Here is a 17,676-nt window from a genome sequence, read left to right as displayed (position 1 = left end):
ACTAATCGAATGATGTCGTCGTTTAAAAGATAAACTAGTTCGCAGCCGGAGGAGTTGGAACGTTTTGTAATGCCCAATAAAGCGTGGCTTGGTAGGTTCCAGCCGCGATATTGGTTTGTTTACCAATTGTTAACGTATTATTTGAATCTGCATAAGTGGTTGTGTTCTTTCCTTGACCTTGGTTAGGGGCCGCAGTCCAGATTGCTTGCGCGTCAGTTCCCCAATTTGTGTCGGTAGCGCTAGCTGTCAATGTTGTTTTGTTAGCCTGAGCAGTCTGGCTATTATCACTGTTCGCCGTCGATGGCGATAAGGCGAGGGTCGCTTGGTCAATAACAGCTCCGCTAGTCGTGGTGTTTTTGAACTGACCAAGTGCACCAACAACGCGCCAACCATTGTTAGACCCGGTGTAATCGGTGATGGATAGGGCACCGGTTTTATTACCATCCAAATCAGTCGCATTCTTTGAAACGTTGTTATTAGTCAACTGAAGTGTTTGATCGCCAGTAATAATGGCGCTGGTCTTGACGCTGCCAAATTGAAAGTCAGGCACGCCGTCCAACGTTAAATCGCCACCTTGGACATTAAACTCCGCCGTCGACCGCGCTTGAGCTTCTGAACTGGCATCAGACCCAGTTGAGATGAATCCTTCGCCGACCGTTGTCGAACTAATGTTATTGTCGCTGGTCCCTGGACCATGGGTCTGGGCGTTAACGGCGGTGACTGGCAATAGTCCTAAAGTAAGGACCATCATTGCGGAACCAAACCACATTTTTGTCTTAGACATGTTGTCTCTCCCTCTAACCTAGATAACTTGTGTGAAATTTACTAGATGTATAATACCACAAAAATTGTAAAAGGGGTTATATATATAACTAGTTAATCATTACACAAGGTGTTTGTTTTAATGAAAATACCATATTATAAGTAAATCATTTAAACAAACTTGTCAGAACCGGATAAATAAAGGACTTTGTCATTTATCAGTTCATGGACTGATCCACACTAATTTTTTAGTTACGGCTGTGGCGCATCCCATAAGTGAAATACAAAACGATGCCTAAAGTGAACCAAATAGCCGAGGCAACCCAAGTTTCTCGCGGTAACTGTCCTAAGAGTAACAGACAGGTGAGTCCAGAAATGATCGGCAAGACGGGGTACAACGGCACTTTAAACCCACGGTCGTGATTGATGTCTTGTCGGCGTCGCAAGGGGATGACCCCAAAGGAAACGAAGGTAAAGGCGATGAGTGTACCAATGTTAACCAAATTAGTTAGTTGATCGAGCGGGATTAAGCCGCCCATGAGGGCAATGATCGTGGTGACCGTAACCAGGCTGATCGTCGGCGTACCCGTTTGCGCATTGACACGTCCTAACTGTCTTGGCAGTAGGCCATCACGACCAATGGCGTACACTAATCGTGACGAAGAATAAATCATTGCCAGCATCATTGTAAACATGCCAGCTAGTGCTCCCAATGACACGAGCCCCGCCCCCCAGTTTTGACCAACTTTTTGTAAAGCAAACGCGACAGGATCGGCGACATTTAAGTCACGGTATGAGACGATGCCAGTTAAAACAATCGACACCGCGATGTACAAAAGAGAAGCCACTACCAAGGTACCGATAATACCAATGGGCATATTGCGCTTGGGATTTTTAACTTCGGCTGCCGATGCGGCGACGACATCAAATCCTAGAAAGGCAAAAAATACAGCCGAAGCGCCGGTTAGAACACCGCTGTGGTAGGGAAAGAAAGGTCGCCAATGGGCAGGCTTAACATAAAATAAGCCGACGAGGACAAAGACTAAAATAATGACAATTTTGATGACGACCATCACGTTTTGGACCCGTGTTGATGTGCTCATTCCGCGATGAAGTAGCCAAGCCACAACTAATATAATTAGAATAGCGACCAGGTTAACATACGTGCCATGTTGCGGGTCAAAGGAACCAGTGATCGCACGAGGCAGATGAAGGCCAAAGCCATTAAGTAGCGCATTGAAGTAGGCTGCCCACCCGGTCGATACAGCGGCGACTGATAGCATATATTCAAGGATCAGTGCCCAACCCAATAGCCAGCCGATAAATTGACCATAAATAACGTTGCCATAGGAATAAGCCGAGCCAGCAATGGGGAGTACTGACGAAAATTCCGCGTAGCACATCGCAGCCAGTCCACAGACAATCGCCGCCACAACAAAGGACAAGGTGATGGCTGGACCAGCCTTGGTTGCAGCAACAGTGCCAGGCAAAATAAAGATCCCCGTGCCGATCACCGCTCCGATGCCTAATGCAATTAGATCACGGGCCGACATGGATTTAATTAAGCGCTGATCAGCATCTAAGTAGTTTGTTAATGGTTCTTTTTGACGCATTTTTTCTATAATTGTCATATGATCACCTCAGTGTAGTCTATGCGTCCTCACAGCTGCGAGTAGGTTTGCTCTCTTAAATCTTAGGAGACACAAAAATACCGTTTGGCTGAAAGGAGTGTCCTTTTCATCCAAACGGCAGTTTCAGCAGTGAAAAATAAGTCGTCTGGACGCAAACCGGAAGTTTACCGTGCTTACGTCCATTGACCGACGTAAGCACTATCCAAACAGACTAAACGCCATGTTCATATTGTGAGTTTGATGTGCTTGTTTCATGCGACTGACCTCGAAATATGAGAATGAATCTCATTTAATGTTAATCAATATACGGTGTTTTGGATTCAAAGTCAACAGGAAGACGATTTCAGAGAGCGTGAGCCAGACCGGGTGAGGCCGAGCAACAACGGACAATCGTAATTGGGCGATCTTGGCCCGGTTACGGTTGTTGGTTGTGCACAGGGCTCAGGTCTGGCGAGCGCGTTTAGGAAAAGCGTGAGTCATTGCGGGCGAGGCCGAGCAACAACGGACAATCGCAATTGGGCGATCTTGGCCCGGTTACGGTTGTTGGTTGTGCACAGGACTCAGGTCTGGCGAGCGCGTTTTACACCAGAATATGAGCCATTACTCTAAGGATTATGGTTTATGATAGCACTGGATTACTTAGATTGGACTTGCTACAGTATTGTTCACTGCCGCCCAGTCTGAATTCCACGGGCATTCGGCTGGTTTGCAGTGGGCCTGTTGTGCCGATTCCCGCTGCGTCCAGGTTGGGTTACTTTTCGGTTCATTCGCTTACCTTTTGACTTGCAGTGGGAGCACTCCTTTTATTCCTAGAATGCTCTCCACTTAAACTTTATGCCAACCGATGTACTGGTGATCTCAACCAGTCCCTTTTTGAGAATTGACAATATCTTTTTTGTCACCAATACCGGAGCTTTTGATCAGGATGATTGGCGGATGCAGTCAGCTAAAAGATTCCGTTTTCGGATCAGTTCAAAAGAATCTCAGGATGGTGTATGATTAAAAGCTGTTAATGAGAAAAACGGAGGAACAACATGAAAAAGCGTGTCTTTGTCATTACGGGTGCAACGGGTACTGGCAAAACCACAGTTAGTGATTACTTGCGGGATTATTATCATATGCCTAAGGTCATCACACATACGACGCGACCCCCACGTAAGGGTGAAATGAACGGCGTCGACTATTATTTTGAAAATGATGAGTCGTTTGATCAGAATCATTACTTAGAACAGGTAGCTTATGCGGGTTACCGTTATGGTTCGTCTCATGAAGGACTTGATGCAGCCTTTGAAAGCAATCCGTACATTACGATTGTGTTAGATACGAAGGGGGCAGCAACCTACGCCGAACAGCTCGGCGATGAAGCCGTGATTATTTTTTTAACGGTCAGTCAAGATGCCGACCTCATTGATCGGATGACGAAGCGTGGTGACGATAGTACGATGCTTAAGGAGCGTTTGGACAGTCCTGAATACCGGCGGGATCTCACCTTACCGTCAGCGTTAGAACACGTCGCGCACGTGATTGTGAATGATAATTTGGCGACGACGAAAGTGAAGATTGATGATATTGTGACAGCGGCTATCGCCAACTAAGGTAGCTGCTTTTTGAGTTAAAATCTGTTACACTGTTAATAGTAACAGTTACCATTTAATGGGGAGGGACGCCCATGACTGATCATGTGACAGAAGCCGTGACCGTTTTACAAAAAAATCATTTCAAAATCACTAAGCAACGTCGCACAATGTTGACTTTTTTGTCAGAACAACCGGACTATTATACAAATGTGACCGCGTTAGATGCTTATATGCGACAACTATATCCGGGGATGAGCCACGCAACAATTTATCGAAACATCAAGGAGTTCGTGGATTTAGGCCTGGTCGAACAGCAAGTTGATGGCGATCAAGCGCGGGTGAAATTTCAGTGTGATTTTGCACATATGCACCATCACCACTTTGTTTGTCGACGTTGTGGACGAGTTACGGAATTAGAAATGTGTCCGTTAGATATGAGCTTTTTTGAAAAACAACTTCCTGGTGCCCAAATTGAAGGTCACCGCTTCGAAATCTACGGCCTTTGTGCTGCTTGTTCAGCTCAGCAAGTCAGCTAAAATCTTAATTTACATCTAAATCCAGACCGCCAATCACGACTATTGGCGGTCTTTGTTTATACTAAAACCCAGAGAAGACGTGATTGAAAAGGAAGGTGTTTTTTATGGATCATCGAATTCCACCGTTTATTACGCCGGTTGCCGTGGTCTCGATTATCTTGGCGCTTTCAGCGACCAACATTGTGGTCAATCGGGTGACAAATACTTCAGAAGGCGCCCCAACCGTGCGCACGAGTGACAATTCCACTAGTTCAAGCAGCACGTCGACTAGTGAACATTCAACGAGCGCCTCAAGTGATTCGGAACAAAAGTCTTCGACTAATTCGACCAGTGACCGGACCAGTAATGACACCTCAACGGAGAATTCTAGTGCGAAGCCGACGGATGATGAACAGACGAATACATCTAGCTCGACAGACAACAGCAGTGTCGCCAATTCAACGAGTCAAAGTAAACCGGCCACACAAGCGTCAAATCAGCAATCTTCAACGGATAATCAGACGACGACTGGACAGTGACGGCCGTTCGTTAATATCGTCAGCTAGAATAATTAAAGAAGGTGAATAGATGCTATCATTGCTGGACATGGCCAATCATTTTTTAGGTTATTTTAATGTCAATACCAAGTTAAAAGGACGAATTTACACGATTCTGGGATTCTTAGGCGATTGGTACCTGTTGTATATCGGCGTCCGTTTCATCCAAAACGGTGGCCATATTCGCGGTGTGCTGTTAATTCTTGTCTTTTTATTCTTAATGTATTGTACGGCGGTCAATTTTTTCTTTTATTTTCTCAAACGACGTTTCCCGTTGGATCCGTCAGAACGCATCGCCAAGGTACTTGGTGACGAGCGACTGAAGCAACAAGAAGATAAATTAACGCAACGCGATCAGTTAGATCGATTCGCACCTGCCACAGGTTTATACGATAACAAGCAAGTTATTCCCGCCAAAGTGACGGTGAATGGTGCCCAACATAAAAATTTAGCAACGATTGCAGCCCAATTTAGCGAAGCTAACCTATTACCACAAGATTACGAGGGACAATCAGATCAAGAAGTATTAGCCGCCGCCAAAGATCGTAACCAGCCAGTATTTGCGATTGGCAAAGGCGTTCCGTTGCCCTTTGCAATCCTCAAATCTGAGGCTGGTCACTTGTTAGTTTATGCCGGACTAAACCAAATGACGGCGCTGCCAGTCGGTCGGATTACGCGAGTTGGGTTGTCAGATATTAATCAGGCCCAACAACAATTTGACCTGTTCATCGCCAGCGCAGTTTTACAGGGTGGTTTAGCGAAAACGGCTGGTCGTTCAGGCGCAATTGAACGGGAACTTCCATACACGGTTAAAGTGGAAGTTGCGTTTTCAGAAAAGCAAACTGGGGTGACAGACACGACCAATTTGCATGAATCAACGGCAGGTTCATCAAGTAACAAGCAAGATTTTCACTAATGCTGCTTAAATAGGCTTAAGATTAAAACAGTCGAGGACGTGAATTAGGCGAGTCGCCTTTTGACACGTCCTCTTCTTTTGGACTAAACTAATAACACGGCTTGTGAAAGCATTGAAAGTACCAAGGATTGAGAATATTTGAGGGTGAGGGACCGATTATGTCAATGATTGAATTTCACGACGTACAGAAGTACTACGGTGACTTTCATGCGTTAAAGGATATTAATTTAACAATTGAAGCTGGTGAAACGGTGGTGCTGATTGGACCATCTGGTTCCGGGAAGAGTACCTTGTCACGAACGATTAATGGATTGGAACGAATTCAAAGTGGTCAATTAATCGTTAATGGCCAAGATTTAGCAAATCCGAAGACGGATTTAAACCGGATCCGTAAGAATGTGGGCATGGTGTTTCAGCATTTTAATCTATATGAAAATAAAACCGTGTTGGAAAATATTATGCTAGCGCCGCGAATTGTGTTACATAAGAATGAAGCCGAGAATAAAAAATTAGCAATGGAGTTATTGGATCAAGTTGGGCTGGTCAGCAAGGCCGACAATATGCCCGCTGAAATTTCTGGTGGTCAAGCACAACGGGTCGCAATTGCTCGATCATTAGCGATGCAGCCGAAAGCGTTGATCTTTGATGAACCAACCTCCGCGTTGGATCCCGAAATGATCGATGATGTGTTGGGCGTTATGAAGACGATTGCCAATGACTCAAGTATGACGATGCTAGTGGTGACCCACGAAATGGGTTTTGCTCGTGAGGTGGCTAACCGGGTTATTTTCATGGCTGATGGTCAAATCTTAGAAGATGATGAAACGCAAGCCTTCTTTGATCATCCAAGAGAAGAACGCGCTCGGCAATTCTTGAGCAAGATTATTAACCACTAGTTGAGGAGGGGACGCGCATGAGGAGACGATTTAAACTTGCGACCCTTACCGCAGCACTCTGTTTGTTGCTGGTTAGTCTGAGCGGGTGTGGCCAATCATTGGCCCAAAAAGACATTCTGCAACTGGATCGTCAATCTAACGAGATTACGTGGGGCGTGAAGGCTGATACAAAATTATTTGGTTTAATGGATGTGCGTGATAATCAGATTAAAGGCTTTGATGTCGATATGGCCAAGCACATCACCAAGCACATTTTAGGAAATAAGGGACAGGCGAAGTTTATTCAAGTCACTTCCCAGTCTCGGATTCCACTATTAAAAAACGGTAACATTGATGCCATCATTGCGACGATGACGATTACGCCTGAACGAGCTAAGATTGTTGATTTTTCGAATTCTTATTTTGATGCTGGTCAGTCACTTTTGGTGCCTAATGGCAGTGATATCAAAAATGTTCGCGATCTAAACAAACCTGGCATGACCGTGCTCGGCGTGGTTGGTGCTAATTCAGTTCAAAACGTTAAAAAGTATGCGCCCAAAGCTCGCGTCTTGGAATTACAAGACTACGCGCAAGCATTGACGTCACTTAAAGCCGGTCAAGGACAGGCTTTGACCACTGATAATGGGATCCTTTATGGGATGGCAGTCCAAAATCCTGGATTTAAAGTTGTTGGCGGAACCTTCACTAAAGAACCATACGGGGTCGCCGTCAACAAAGGGCAACGTCCATTTGTTCGCCAGATCAATAAGGCTATTAAAGAAATGCAGGCCGATGGCGAATACAATGCGTTGATCAAAAAGTGGTTCGGGAATGTGCCCGGATTTAACTACAAGGAGCTGGAGCGATAATGGCTAATATTTTAACTTCGCACTGGAATGAACTTCTTACTGGTCTGGGCTGGACGTTGTTGTCAAGCATTTTGGCGCTGTTCTTTAGCTTAATCATTGGCTCCTTGTTTGCGATTATGCAGGTCACTGAAAGCAAATCGGCGCGGGTAATCGCCCGGATTTATGTTGAAGTCTTCCGTAATATTCCGTTGCTGGTCATCACGAGTTTCTTTTACTTGGTTATTCCAATGTACATCGTGAAAGTCAATGGCTTTACCGCTGGGACCATTGGGTTAACGATTTATACGTCAGCGTTTATCGCCGAGACGGTCCGTTCAGGGATTCAATCGGTTGATTCGGGGCAAATGGAAGGTGCGCGGGCTAACGGACTTACCTTTTGGCAAGCCATGCGTTACGTGGTCTTACCGCAAGCCTTTCGCTTAGTTATTCCGCCGTTGGGAAATCAATTCGTTAACTTGGTGAAAAACTCATCCGTGCTAGCCTTTGTGGCTGGTTTTGACTTGATGTATCAGGCCAACAACATTGCTTCGACGACCTTTGACACGATTAACAGTTACATGGTTGTCGGTGTGTTATATCTGATTATTACGATGCCGATCAGTTATTACATGCGTTATCTAGAAAAACGCTTAGCGTAGGGGGGCAAGTTGATGAAATCATTTATCGATGCATATTCATGGATCAACTTACGTTACCTGCTTGAAGGGCTTTGGGTAACGGTCGAAGTGTCAGTCATTTCCGTCATTTTGAGTTTTCTTGTCGGTTCATTATTGGGGATTATTCGTTACACGAAAATCAAGTACTTATCTGCAATTGTGGGATTAGTGATCGATGTGATCCGTAACCTGCCATTGTTGTTGATCATCTTCTTCACTTACTTTGGTTTGCCTAATTTTGGTTTTAAACCTGAAATTATTCCCGCCACCATTTTAGCGATGACGATCTTTGAATCATCCATGCTAGCTGAAATTATTCGTTCAGGTATTCAAGCCGTACCAGTTGGTCAAATGGAGGGGGCGCGCGCCAATGGGTTGACCTATTGGCAAGCACTGCGCCACATCATTTTGCCGCAGGCCTATAAGAAAATGATTCCCGCTTTGGTCAGTCAATTCATCTCGTTAATTAAAGATACGTCGTTGGCCACAATCATTGTATTGCCTGATTTGACGTTCCACGCGCAGATCATCTATGGACAAAATGCCAATTACATCATTCCGATGTTCGTGGCATTAGCGGTAATGTACTTTGTGGTTTGTTATGGACTTTCCGTCGTTGCTAACTATATCGATCGCCGAATGGCATAGTTTTAGCGAAGGAATCCAATAAGACAGCCGGTTGTTGACAGCTGTTTTCAGAGCGAAAATTAATAGAGCGTGCACAAGACTCAGGCTTGGTGAGCGCGTTTACGCAAGAGCGTGAGCCTTTTTAGGATGGTCAAGATGTGAAGTTTCGAGCATTGAGCGCCAACCTAAAGTGGGCTTACACGCTCTTTTTTTATAAACAGGATTATTTTAGTGCGTCAAATCGTTTTCAATTCAACGGAAGCTGGCACAACGGTTAGTTCGTCTAAATTGAGAATGTTTTTTAAAACTAAAATCTTTACTTTAGTCGTAATGGGCTTAATGACAAAAAATAAACCGAGTTGATAGGCACTTGGGGCGCTGATGTCCATCAATTAAAAATTAATCAAAGATGACGGACGTGTACGCCAAAACGGTCTAATCTGATAGAATGGTCAGGCGTGTAAAAAATGATCGTGCTAGATCAAGTCTGAGGAATCAAGATGACAAACAAGCAATCAGGTTTAAAACGAGAAATTGGGCTCTTTGCCGCGTTAGCAACGGTCATGGGGACCGTTATCGGTGGTGGAGTCTTTTTTAAAACAGCCACAGTTGTTTTAGCTACACACTCGGCCGGGCTGACTCTGTTGGTGTGGGTTCTCGGCGGCCTGTTGACTTTAACGGCCGGGCTGACGGTAACTGAACTGGCAGCAGCACTGCCGGTCACAGGTGGTGCTGTTAAATATATTGATTACACTTACGGAGAGCTACCAGCTTTTTTGCTTGGTTGGGCACAAATGATTGTGTATTTCCCAGCCAATATTGCCGCCCTGTCGATTATCTTCGGTACTCAGTGGGTTGCTTTATTTAACTGGTCAACGTCCTTAATCGTACCAGTGGCGATTGTCACGGCGATGAGCATTACAGGGCTCAATTTTCTTGGCGCACAGGTCGGTGCTCGAGTTCAGTCATTGGCCTTAATTTTTAAGTTAATTCCGATTGCTTTGATTGTATTCGTCGGCTTATTTACCCCAGCACATACACCTGTTGCCTGGTTATCGCTGACCGCGCCAGCTCAAACGAGTTTTGGCGGTGCCTTATCTGCTGGTCTGGTGGCAACCATGTTTGCTTATGATGGGTGGTTAGGTGTGGGGGCCATCGCTGGTGAGATGAAAAATCCGAAACGAGATTTACCACTTGCCATTGGGGGTGGTCTAGCGCTCATTATGCTCATTTATTTGTTGGTGAACTTGGTCTTTGTGCGAACGCTGCCAATCGGCGCACTTGCTGGTAACCTTAATGCAGCCTCTGACACAGCGTTGCATCTTTTTGGCGACGTTGGTGGGCATTTAGTTACCATTGGGATTCTCATTTCAGTTTACGGGGCCATTAATGGCTACACCTTAACGGGAATGCGGGTGCCATTTGCGATGGCTGAAGCCGATTCGTTACCATTTAGTCATTTGTTCAAACGTCTTTCACCACACACCATGGTGCCCTATTTTGCTGGCGGGGTGCAGTTTATTGTTGCCTTAATCATGATTTTATTGGGTAGTTTTGACATTTTGACTGACATGCTAGTGTTTGTCATGTGGGGCTTTTCCGTGCTATTGTTTGTGGCGGTATTCATTTTGCGGCGTCGTGAACCGCAGTTGGTTAGGCCTTATCGTGTGCCGGGTTATCCGGTCGTACCCGCATTAGCAATTCTCGGTGGTGTCTTCATTTTAGTTGATACGATCATGACCCAGCCGGGGCTCGCGCTGACGGGCATGGGGCTCACAGCGTTGGGTGTGCCAATCTTTTTATGGTATGCGCGGCGAAATAAAGGGTTGCGATGAAGTGAAGCGTTTAAAATGATTTGAACAAGATGCACAGATCTCTGGTAACCAATATGATAATCATAAAAGTAAACCAACCTCGCTGTACGAATCAAACCAGCTTGAGGAGACGATTGTAAATGAAAAATACGAAGCTCAATGTTACCGCAGCGGAGACACCGGAACGTCGAGACCTTATTGGCAAAAGCCTGTTACTGATTAGTGTTGCGTAGTTGAAATTAGTGATTCACCAATCAAATGAGTTATGAGCCAAGACCAAGCTTTCTTGGGTCCCTCCTGCCTAGCTTTTGACAGTAGGGGCCATTTTTTGTGAGGGAAATTGATATCCGAAACATGATTGTTGGATATCATTGCTGATCACGCATATGGACTGTTGTTGGGTTTGTCCCGAACACCAGTGTCAATTTTTGGTGAGAGAGCGATCGGGGCCAGCAAGTTAAATTAGAAGTGAATATCGGTAATTCACTACTACCCTAAAAGTTCATGCTTTCAGTCTTTTAAATTGGACGACACCTAACTAAAATCGGTATGATGATGGTGAGCAGAATTTGGTTAGCTGGCCAGACAAATTGATCGGGAGGTATCTCAAATGAAAAAAGATAAATTCAAGACAAAACCAGATGTCACTTCAGCGGCAACACCTAAGCGGCCGGGAGTTTTAGGTAAATTAATGTTGCTAGTCAGTGTGGCACAGCTGTTGTTGCAGTTAAATGAGTTGCGTAAACGGTGGCATGGACGCGCTTAACTGGCAAACGTTACGGTTATCATGACAACCTAAAAAGAGCACGTTGTCAGTAACTCGCAAACTGCGGGTTTGACGACGTGCTTTTGCGTTGTGATTAGTTAATTCGATATTGTTCAAATCGTTTGGCAGATTCATCCGTTAATTCAACGGTAATTTTTGTACCTTCAGCGACGTAATCGGTGGTCAAAATATGCGCTTTTTCATTGAGGAAATTTAGAATGTTTCCCTGATCGAAGGGAATCAATAAGGTCACCGTTTGATAGTTTTGGAAGATTTGATCACGAATCATGGCGATCAGTTCGTTTAATGAAGCGTCATCCTTGGCCGAGTAAATGAGTTGCATACCTTCGCGAACCGGATAATTGGCATCCGTTAAATCGGCTTTGTTAAACGCCACGATCATCGGAATATCGGTGACCCCGATGGCTGCCAAGGTTTCATTGGTGGTTGTCATCATTGCTTCGCTGTTGGGATCGGCAAAATCAACGACTTGAATTAAGAGATCCGCATTGGCCGCCTCGGCCAGGGTTGATCGAAAGGCTTCAATCAGGTTATGCGGTAGTTTACTGACAAAACCCACTGTGTCCGATAGTAAAAATTGTTTTTGATCGGGGAGCGTGATTTGCCGAACACTGGTATCTAGGGTTGCAAATAGCATATTTTTTTCGAAAACTTGCTTATCCTCGTTGGTGCCAAATTTACGAACAAGGCCATTCATGGTTGTCGATTTGCCGGCATTGGTGTACCCAACTAAAGCGACTGTCGGCAAGCCGTTCTTTTCGCGTTGCGTCCGCTGAGTAGTGGCGGCCTTAGTGATTTCGGCTAACTCGGCTTTTAAGTGTTTAATTTGGTTATTGATCGTCCGCCGGTCCATTTCTAACTGTGTTTCACCAGCCCCACGGTTGGTGAAGCCACCGCCACCACCGGCCCCCGTTTGTTGGTCGAGCCGCTGATTGACACTCGTGTGCAGACGGGGGAGTTGATACTGTAGTTGTGCGATCTGCACTTGCAATTTAGCTTCTCGCGTCTGTGCGCGATTGGCAAAAATATCCAAGATGAGGGCAGTCCGGTCTAAGACTGACGCTTTTGTTTCCCGCTCGAGGTTACGAATTTGCGAAGCGGTTAACTCATCGTTAGTCACAATGGTCGTCAAGCCTTCACTGGCAACGATTGTGGCTAATTCGGCGACTTTCCCCTTGCCGAAGTAAGTCCCAGGATGTGGCCGATCCAATTTTTGACGGACCTCTTCTTTGACGATCATCTGGTTGGCAGCCACTAAATTAGCAAGTTCTTCCATCGAATAGTCGAAGTTGCGATCTCCAGTGTTTAGACCAGCGATAATGACTGCCTTAGGTGCAACAGCTGTTTCAGCCATAGACGTTGCCTCGTTTCTTGATAAATGATTTTAATGTACCTAGTATAGCATGAATCCAATAATGGCCGGAATGACGACGTTATGACGAGGCTTATTAAATCGATTAATTAAAAATAAATTAGTGAAATTTGTTGACTTTAATTTCATTTTAATCTAATATCAATTCAACTTTTCGTTACATAAGTTTGGCACGAGGGGTGGATTACCCAAATTGCGGGTTGAGGAGTGTGGTTAAATGAAAGTTGGAAAAATTTTAGCACTAGGCGCCGCAGCAACACTATCGGTATTAACGTTAGCAGCCTGTGGCAGTAGTCAGGGTGCATCAGGACATAAGGGCCAGTTAAACCTGATGTTATCCGCAGAAATGCCGACCCTAGATCCGTCAATTGCCACAGATAATGAGTCGTTGACAGCTTTGTCCAATACCCAGGAAGGAATTTATCGGCTGGGCAAGAACTCGAAACCTGAGAATGCATTAGCCACTAAGACGACCGTATCTAAAGATGGACTTCATTGGACATTTAACCTGCGTCACGGCGTTAAGTGGTCCAATGGTGACACGGTGACGGCTCAGAACTTCGTGGACTCTTGGCGACGGACGAACAATCCCAAGACAGGTTCTCAATATGCTTACCTGTTTGAGGGCGTGAAAAATGCCGATGCCGTACAAAAAGGCAAGGCGAAGTTGAGCTCTTTAGGTGTTAAAGCTGATGGCAAGTATAAATTGTCTGTTACTTTATCTAAGCCAATTCCATACTTTAAATTATTACTTGGATTCCCGGTCTTTTTCCCGCAGGACCAAAAGGCCATTGACAAATATGGTAAGAAATATGGTCAAACTTCAGCAACGCAAGTTTATAACGGGCCTTTTAAAGTTTCTGGATACAAGGGAACGAATTCCAAATGGAGTTGGGTCAAGAACAACACTTACTGGGACAAGCAGCATGTGAAGCTAGACAAGATTAATTTCCAAGTGGTTAAGGAATCCAACACCGCGCTTAATCTGTACAACTCCAAGAAGGTTGATATGACCCAGTTGACTGGGGATCAGGTTGCTCAATACAAGAACAACAAAAATTATATCTATCGACCAGGTTCCTCGGCGGCCTATGTTGAACTGAATGAAGACAAGGTGCCAGCCTTCAAGAACCAAAAGATTCGGGCCGCCTTATCTTATGCAATCAGCCGGACGCAGTTAACCAATAACGTGTTGCAAGATGGTTCTAAGCCAGCTAAGACATTCACTCCGCCTAAGTTGGCAAAAGATCCAGTCACCGGTGAAGACTTCGCCAGTGAAGCGGAGGTCAAAGGTGCCGTGACGCAAAATCTGACCAAGGCTAAGCAGTTATTGAAAGAAGGGGAACAAGAGGCTGGTATCAGTGATCTGCACTTCACGTTGATGGCTGACGATACCGATACGGGCAAAAAGAACGCTGAATTCTTACAAACTGAATTCCAGAAGTTACCGGGTGTCAAAGTTGAAGTGAACAACGTGCCATACAAAACCCGCTTGACCCGCTCGGCCGCCCATAATTTTGAATCAGTCATTACCCTGTGGGGTGCCGACTACAACGATCCATACACGTTCGCCTTGTTTACTTCCGATGGGACTTACAATGATGGCCTTTGGAAGAACGCCACTTACGATCAAAACGTGGCAGACTCCGCTGGTAAGAACGCATTGAACAAAGAGGCTCGGTTTAAGAACCTAATTACCGCCGACCAAACGTTAGTTAAGGATTACGGGGTTCTGCCACTTTACACAGGTTCATTTTCTGGCTCAGGACCATTCCTACAACGGCCATATGTCAAGGGAATTATTTACAACTCAGCTGGGATTAACTGGAATTACAAGGAAGCTTATGTTAAATAATCACCGTTAAATCAAGAATGAGCTAGATGATTATTTTAAATCGTCACTTTTCAAGCATTGAAGAGTGACGATTTTTTTGATTTGTCGAGCTCCACCAGCCTGATCCTTGCGCTTAACCTGCCAGCAACAATCGGCAGAAAGCGCCAATCATTGCTGACTAGTTAATGCTCAGGATCACCCAGCTGGTTCCACTCTGATTTATCTTGTCGAGCTCCACCAGCCTGATGTCTCAGCTAGTGCTCGACATCAACCGGCCTGTTTTGCTCTGAGTTTCTATTGGTCAATTGACCTAATGCATGAGCGATCATCGTTTGGTTCGGTTTGTTTCATTTGGCTTAATTTAATAAGGGTAATTAATCGCACTACTGGGCCTTAATTGCTACGATATCGGTAATTAAGAAAGGCAGGTTCTTATCATGGCATTAACATTAGGTTCATATCAGTATGTACGCGATGTTTATAACCAAAATATGCGGTTAGCTCCTTATAAATTACCCGATCAGCTGACAGATGGCACCCAGACCGTTCATGATGACGGACTCATTAAGCTGACTTTGGTAGTAGTCGATCAGCAGGTGACCAAAATTACGATTGTGACGACGAACCCACGGGCAACCGAATATATGCAGGTCTTCGAAGGATTCGAATTTGGCTTTGACGCGGTGTCGACGTGGATTCAAAATTATGAACAATCCGTCGCTACCCACGGGCCTTCACAAGGGATCGTCAAAGGAATTCTGGCTGATTACAACACAACGCCTGATAACATTTTGACGGTTAGCTTGACACGGGTAGCGAACAAATGAATTGGTCAGAAATGAAAAATGCATGGGTTAAATGAGAAAAATGCTTTTATTTTTTGGCGATTCGCGAAAATGGTTTTCTTTTTTTGACCAGAACGATTAATTTTATGATCAGAAATAGGATTGTAATGTTGTTTAAAAATCCGCGTTTTAATAGGGACTTGGTCGATTTTTTATCGATGGCAATGAGTGTTAATATTAAAAATGGCAGAATCTTGATTGACATTAACCAAATTCTCATTTACTATTCAATCTAAGGTTTTCAAATAAAAATATTTGTCTTGAGGGCCACGATCGATTACCGGAGTAATGGATCTAACTAGGAGTGTTCATCGACCATTGTGGTGGATGGACAGTTGAAAAGGAGTTGGGGATATGAAGTTGCGAAGAGTATTAGCACTCGGCGCAGTTGCCACCATCTCTGCTATTACGTTAGCAGCGTGTGGCAGCAAGGGTGCGTCTTCACATAAGGGAACATTGAACTTAGCAACATCAGCTGAGTTACCAGGTATGGATACGTCGAAGGTGACGGATAACTCATCATTGACCGCATTAGCCAACACGCAAGAAGGGATTTATCGTATCGGTAAAGATGCGAAGCCTGAAAATGCGTTAGCCACCAAGACGACTGTTTCTAAAGACGGGCTGCACTGGACGTTTAACTTACGTAAGAACACCAAGTGGTCGAATGGGGATACGGTCACGGCGCAAGATTTCGTTTATTCATGGCGTCGGACTAATGATCCGAAGACCGCGTCTCAATATGCTTACTTATTTGATGGCGTGAAGAACGCAGATGCCATTCAGAATAAGAAAGCGGCGGTTAACAGTTTAGGGGTTAAGGCAGACGGCAAGTACAAACTCGAAGTAACGCTTGAAAAGCCAATTCCTTACTTCAAATTATTACTTGGATTCCCAATCTTCTTCCCGCAAGACCAAAAAGTGGTCGACAAGTATGGTTCTAAGTATGGGATGAAGTCACAGTACCAAGTCTACAACGGTCCATTCAAGATGGAAGGCTGGACAGGAACCAACACTAAGTGGAAGTGGGTTAAGAACGACACCTACTGGGATAAGAGTGCGGTCAAGACCAAGACCATCAACTTCCAAGTGGTTAAGGAAGCCAACACAGATCTTAACTTATATAACTCCGGCAAAATTGATCAGACTCAATTGACTGGCTCACAGGTTGCTAACTACAAAAAGAATAAAGATTACAAATTTTATCCTGGTTCCACGTCAGCTTACCTAGAGCTTAACCAAGCTAAGGTACCGGCCTTCAAGAACGAAAAGATTCGTCAAGCATTGTCCTTAGCTATCGACCGCAAGCAGTTGACTGATAACGTCTTGCAAGATGGTTCAACGCCAGCAACTGGCTTTATTCCAACCAACATTGCCAAAAACCCATCAACAGGCGAAGACTTTGCTAAACAGGCTGAAGTTAGTGGTTATACCGACCATGATTTAGCTAAGGCCAAGCAGTTGCTTAAAGAAGGGGAACAAGAAGCTGGCATTTCTAGTTTGAACTTTAGTTTACTGGCCGACGATACTTCAACAGGTAAGTCAAATTCTGAATTTTTACAGTCACAATTTGAAAAGCTGCCAGGTGTTAAGGTCACACTACAAAATGTACCATTTAAGAACCGGCTAGCTAAGTCGACTGCTGGTGACTTCGATTCTGTTGTGACACTTTGGGGTGCTGATTACAACGACCCATACACTTACTCATCAATTCTGACTTCTGACAACTCGCAAAATAACGGTAAGTGGAGTAATTCAGAATATGACAGTTTAGTTAAGGATTCAGCTGGTAAAGATGCTAATAACAAGCAAGCGCGTTACAACGACATGGTCAACGCTGAAAAGATTTTGACCAAGGATGTTGGCGTTGTGCCACTCTACTGGGGGACTGCATCAGGTTCTGGTCCATTCTTGACTAAGAGTTATGTTAAGGGGCTCATTTACAACTCAGCAGGAATCAACTGGAACTACAAGAACGTTGAAGTTAAGTAATTAAGGAACGTTCGCACGAACCGAAAGAGTTAACAGTTTCGGGCAGC

Annotated in this window: 16 protein-coding genes; 13 read left to right on the top strand and 3 right to left on the bottom strand. The window is 44.8% G+C overall.

From position 1 onward, the window contains the following. Positions 1–34: 34 nt before the first annotated feature. Positions 35–784 (bottom strand): WxL domain-containing protein, encoded by a 750-nt coding sequence (locus AC27FN_RS04035; RefSeq protein ID WP_487166727.1) that lies wholly within the window; start codon positions 782–784, stop codon positions 35–37. A gap of 226 nt (positions 785–1,010) precedes the next feature. Beyond that, positions 1,011–2,393 carry an APC family permease gene (locus tag AC27FN_RS04030; protein ID WP_487166726.1) on the bottom strand — a complete coding sequence of 461 codons (1,383 nt, stop codon included), beginning with the start codon at positions 2,391–2,393 and terminating at the stop codon, positions 1,011–1,013. 1,034 nt (positions 2,394–3,427) lie between these two features. On the opposite strand from AC27FN_RS04030, the gene AC27FN_RS04025 reads away from it, so the two are divergent. The 10 genes from AC27FN_RS04025 to AC27FN_RS03980 all read left to right on the top strand — a co-directional run bounded on the left by AC27FN_RS04025 (position 3,428) and on the right by AC27FN_RS03980 (position 11,565). Continuing rightward, the gene (locus AC27FN_RS04025) at positions 3,428–3,988 is read left to right on the top strand and encodes a guanylate kinase (protein WP_487166725.1); all 561 of its coding nucleotides are present in this window, start codon (positions 3,428–3,430) and stop codon (positions 3,986–3,988) included. A 74-nt stretch (positions 3,989–4,062) separates the two neighbouring features. Further along, positions 4,063–4,506 carry a Fur family transcriptional regulator gene (locus AC27FN_RS04020; protein ID WP_487166724.1) on the top strand — a complete coding sequence of 148 codons (444 nt, stop codon included), beginning with the start codon at positions 4,063–4,065 and terminating at the stop codon, positions 4,504–4,506. 104 nt (positions 4,507–4,610) lie between these two features. Then, complete coding sequence (locus AC27FN_RS04015; RefSeq protein ID WP_487166723.1) at positions 4,611–5,024, top strand: hypothetical protein; 414 nt, start codon at positions 4,611–4,613, stop codon at positions 5,022–5,024. A 49-nt stretch (positions 5,025–5,073) separates the two neighbouring features. Further along, complete coding sequence (locus tag AC27FN_RS04010; protein ID WP_487166722.1) at positions 5,074–5,958, top strand: DUF6681 family protein; 885 nt, start codon at positions 5,074–5,076, stop codon at positions 5,956–5,958. Between the two features lie 158 nt (positions 5,959–6,116). After that, positions 6,117–6,854: an amino acid ABC transporter ATP-binding protein gene (locus AC27FN_RS04005; protein ID WP_487166721.1), complete on the top strand. Its 738-nt coding sequence runs from the start codon at positions 6,117–6,119 to the stop codon at positions 6,852–6,854. Positions 6,855–6,871: 17 nt separating this feature from the next. Further along, the gene (locus tag AC27FN_RS04000; RefSeq protein ID WP_487166720.1) at positions 6,872–7,702 is read left to right on the top strand and encodes a glutamate ABC transporter substrate-binding protein; all 831 of its coding nucleotides are present in this window, start codon (positions 6,872–6,874) and stop codon (positions 7,700–7,702) included. Then, positions 7,702–8,340 carry an amino acid ABC transporter permease gene (locus AC27FN_RS03995; RefSeq protein WP_487166719.1) on the top strand — a complete coding sequence of 213 codons (639 nt, stop codon included), beginning with the start codon at positions 7,702–7,704 and terminating at the stop codon, positions 8,338–8,340. The genes AC27FN_RS04000 and AC27FN_RS03995 overlap by 1 nt, the downstream gene beginning before the upstream one ends. 12 nt (positions 8,341–8,352) lie before the next feature. Then, complete coding sequence (locus AC27FN_RS03990; protein ID WP_487166718.1) at positions 8,353–9,006, top strand: amino acid ABC transporter permease; 654 nt, start codon at positions 8,353–8,355, stop codon at positions 9,004–9,006. A gap of 479 nt (positions 9,007–9,485) precedes the next feature. Continuing rightward, a complete protein-coding gene (locus AC27FN_RS03985; protein ID WP_487166717.1) occupies positions 9,486–10,820 on the top strand; it encodes an APC family permease in 1,335 nt (444 codons plus the stop codon). Between the two features lie 589 nt (positions 10,821–11,409). Next, positions 11,410–11,565, top strand: a complete 156-nt coding sequence (locus tag AC27FN_RS03980; RefSeq protein ID WP_487166716.1) for a hypothetical protein — start codon at positions 11,410–11,412, stop codon at positions 11,563–11,565. Positions 11,566–11,659: 94 nt separating this feature from the next. Here the strand turns inward: AC27FN_RS03980 and hflX are convergent, their stop codons facing one another. Continuing rightward, positions 11,660–12,940: a GTPase HflX gene (gene hflX / locus AC27FN_RS03975; protein ID WP_487166715.1), complete on the bottom strand. Its 1,281-nt coding sequence runs from the start codon at positions 12,938–12,940 to the stop codon at positions 11,660–11,662. A gap of 235 nt (positions 12,941–13,175) precedes the next feature. Between hflX and AC27FN_RS03970 the strand changes: the two genes are divergently transcribed. The 3 genes from AC27FN_RS03970 (at position 13,176) to AC27FN_RS03960 (ending at position 17,629) form a co-directional block, all read left to right on the top strand. Next, a complete protein-coding gene (locus AC27FN_RS03970) occupies positions 13,176–14,813 on the top strand; it encodes a peptide ABC transporter substrate-binding protein (RefSeq protein ID WP_487166714.1) in 1,638 nt (545 codons plus the stop codon). A 416-nt stretch (positions 14,814–15,229) separates the two neighbouring features. Beyond that, positions 15,230–15,619 carry a hypothetical protein gene (locus AC27FN_RS03965; RefSeq protein WP_487166713.1) on the top strand — a complete coding sequence of 130 codons (390 nt, stop codon included), beginning with the start codon at positions 15,230–15,232 and terminating at the stop codon, positions 15,617–15,619. A 372-nt stretch (positions 15,620–15,991) separates the two neighbouring features. After that, positions 15,992–17,629, top strand: coding sequence for a peptide ABC transporter substrate-binding protein (locus AC27FN_RS03960; protein WP_487166712.1), 1,638 nt, complete (start codon positions 15,992–15,994; stop codon positions 17,627–17,629). Positions 17,630–17,676 lie beyond the last annotated feature (47 nt).

The sequence above is a fragment of the Furfurilactobacillus sp. W61-4 genome (genome assembly GCF_057545565.1).
This window is presented reverse-complemented; position numbering and strand designations above follow the sequence as displayed.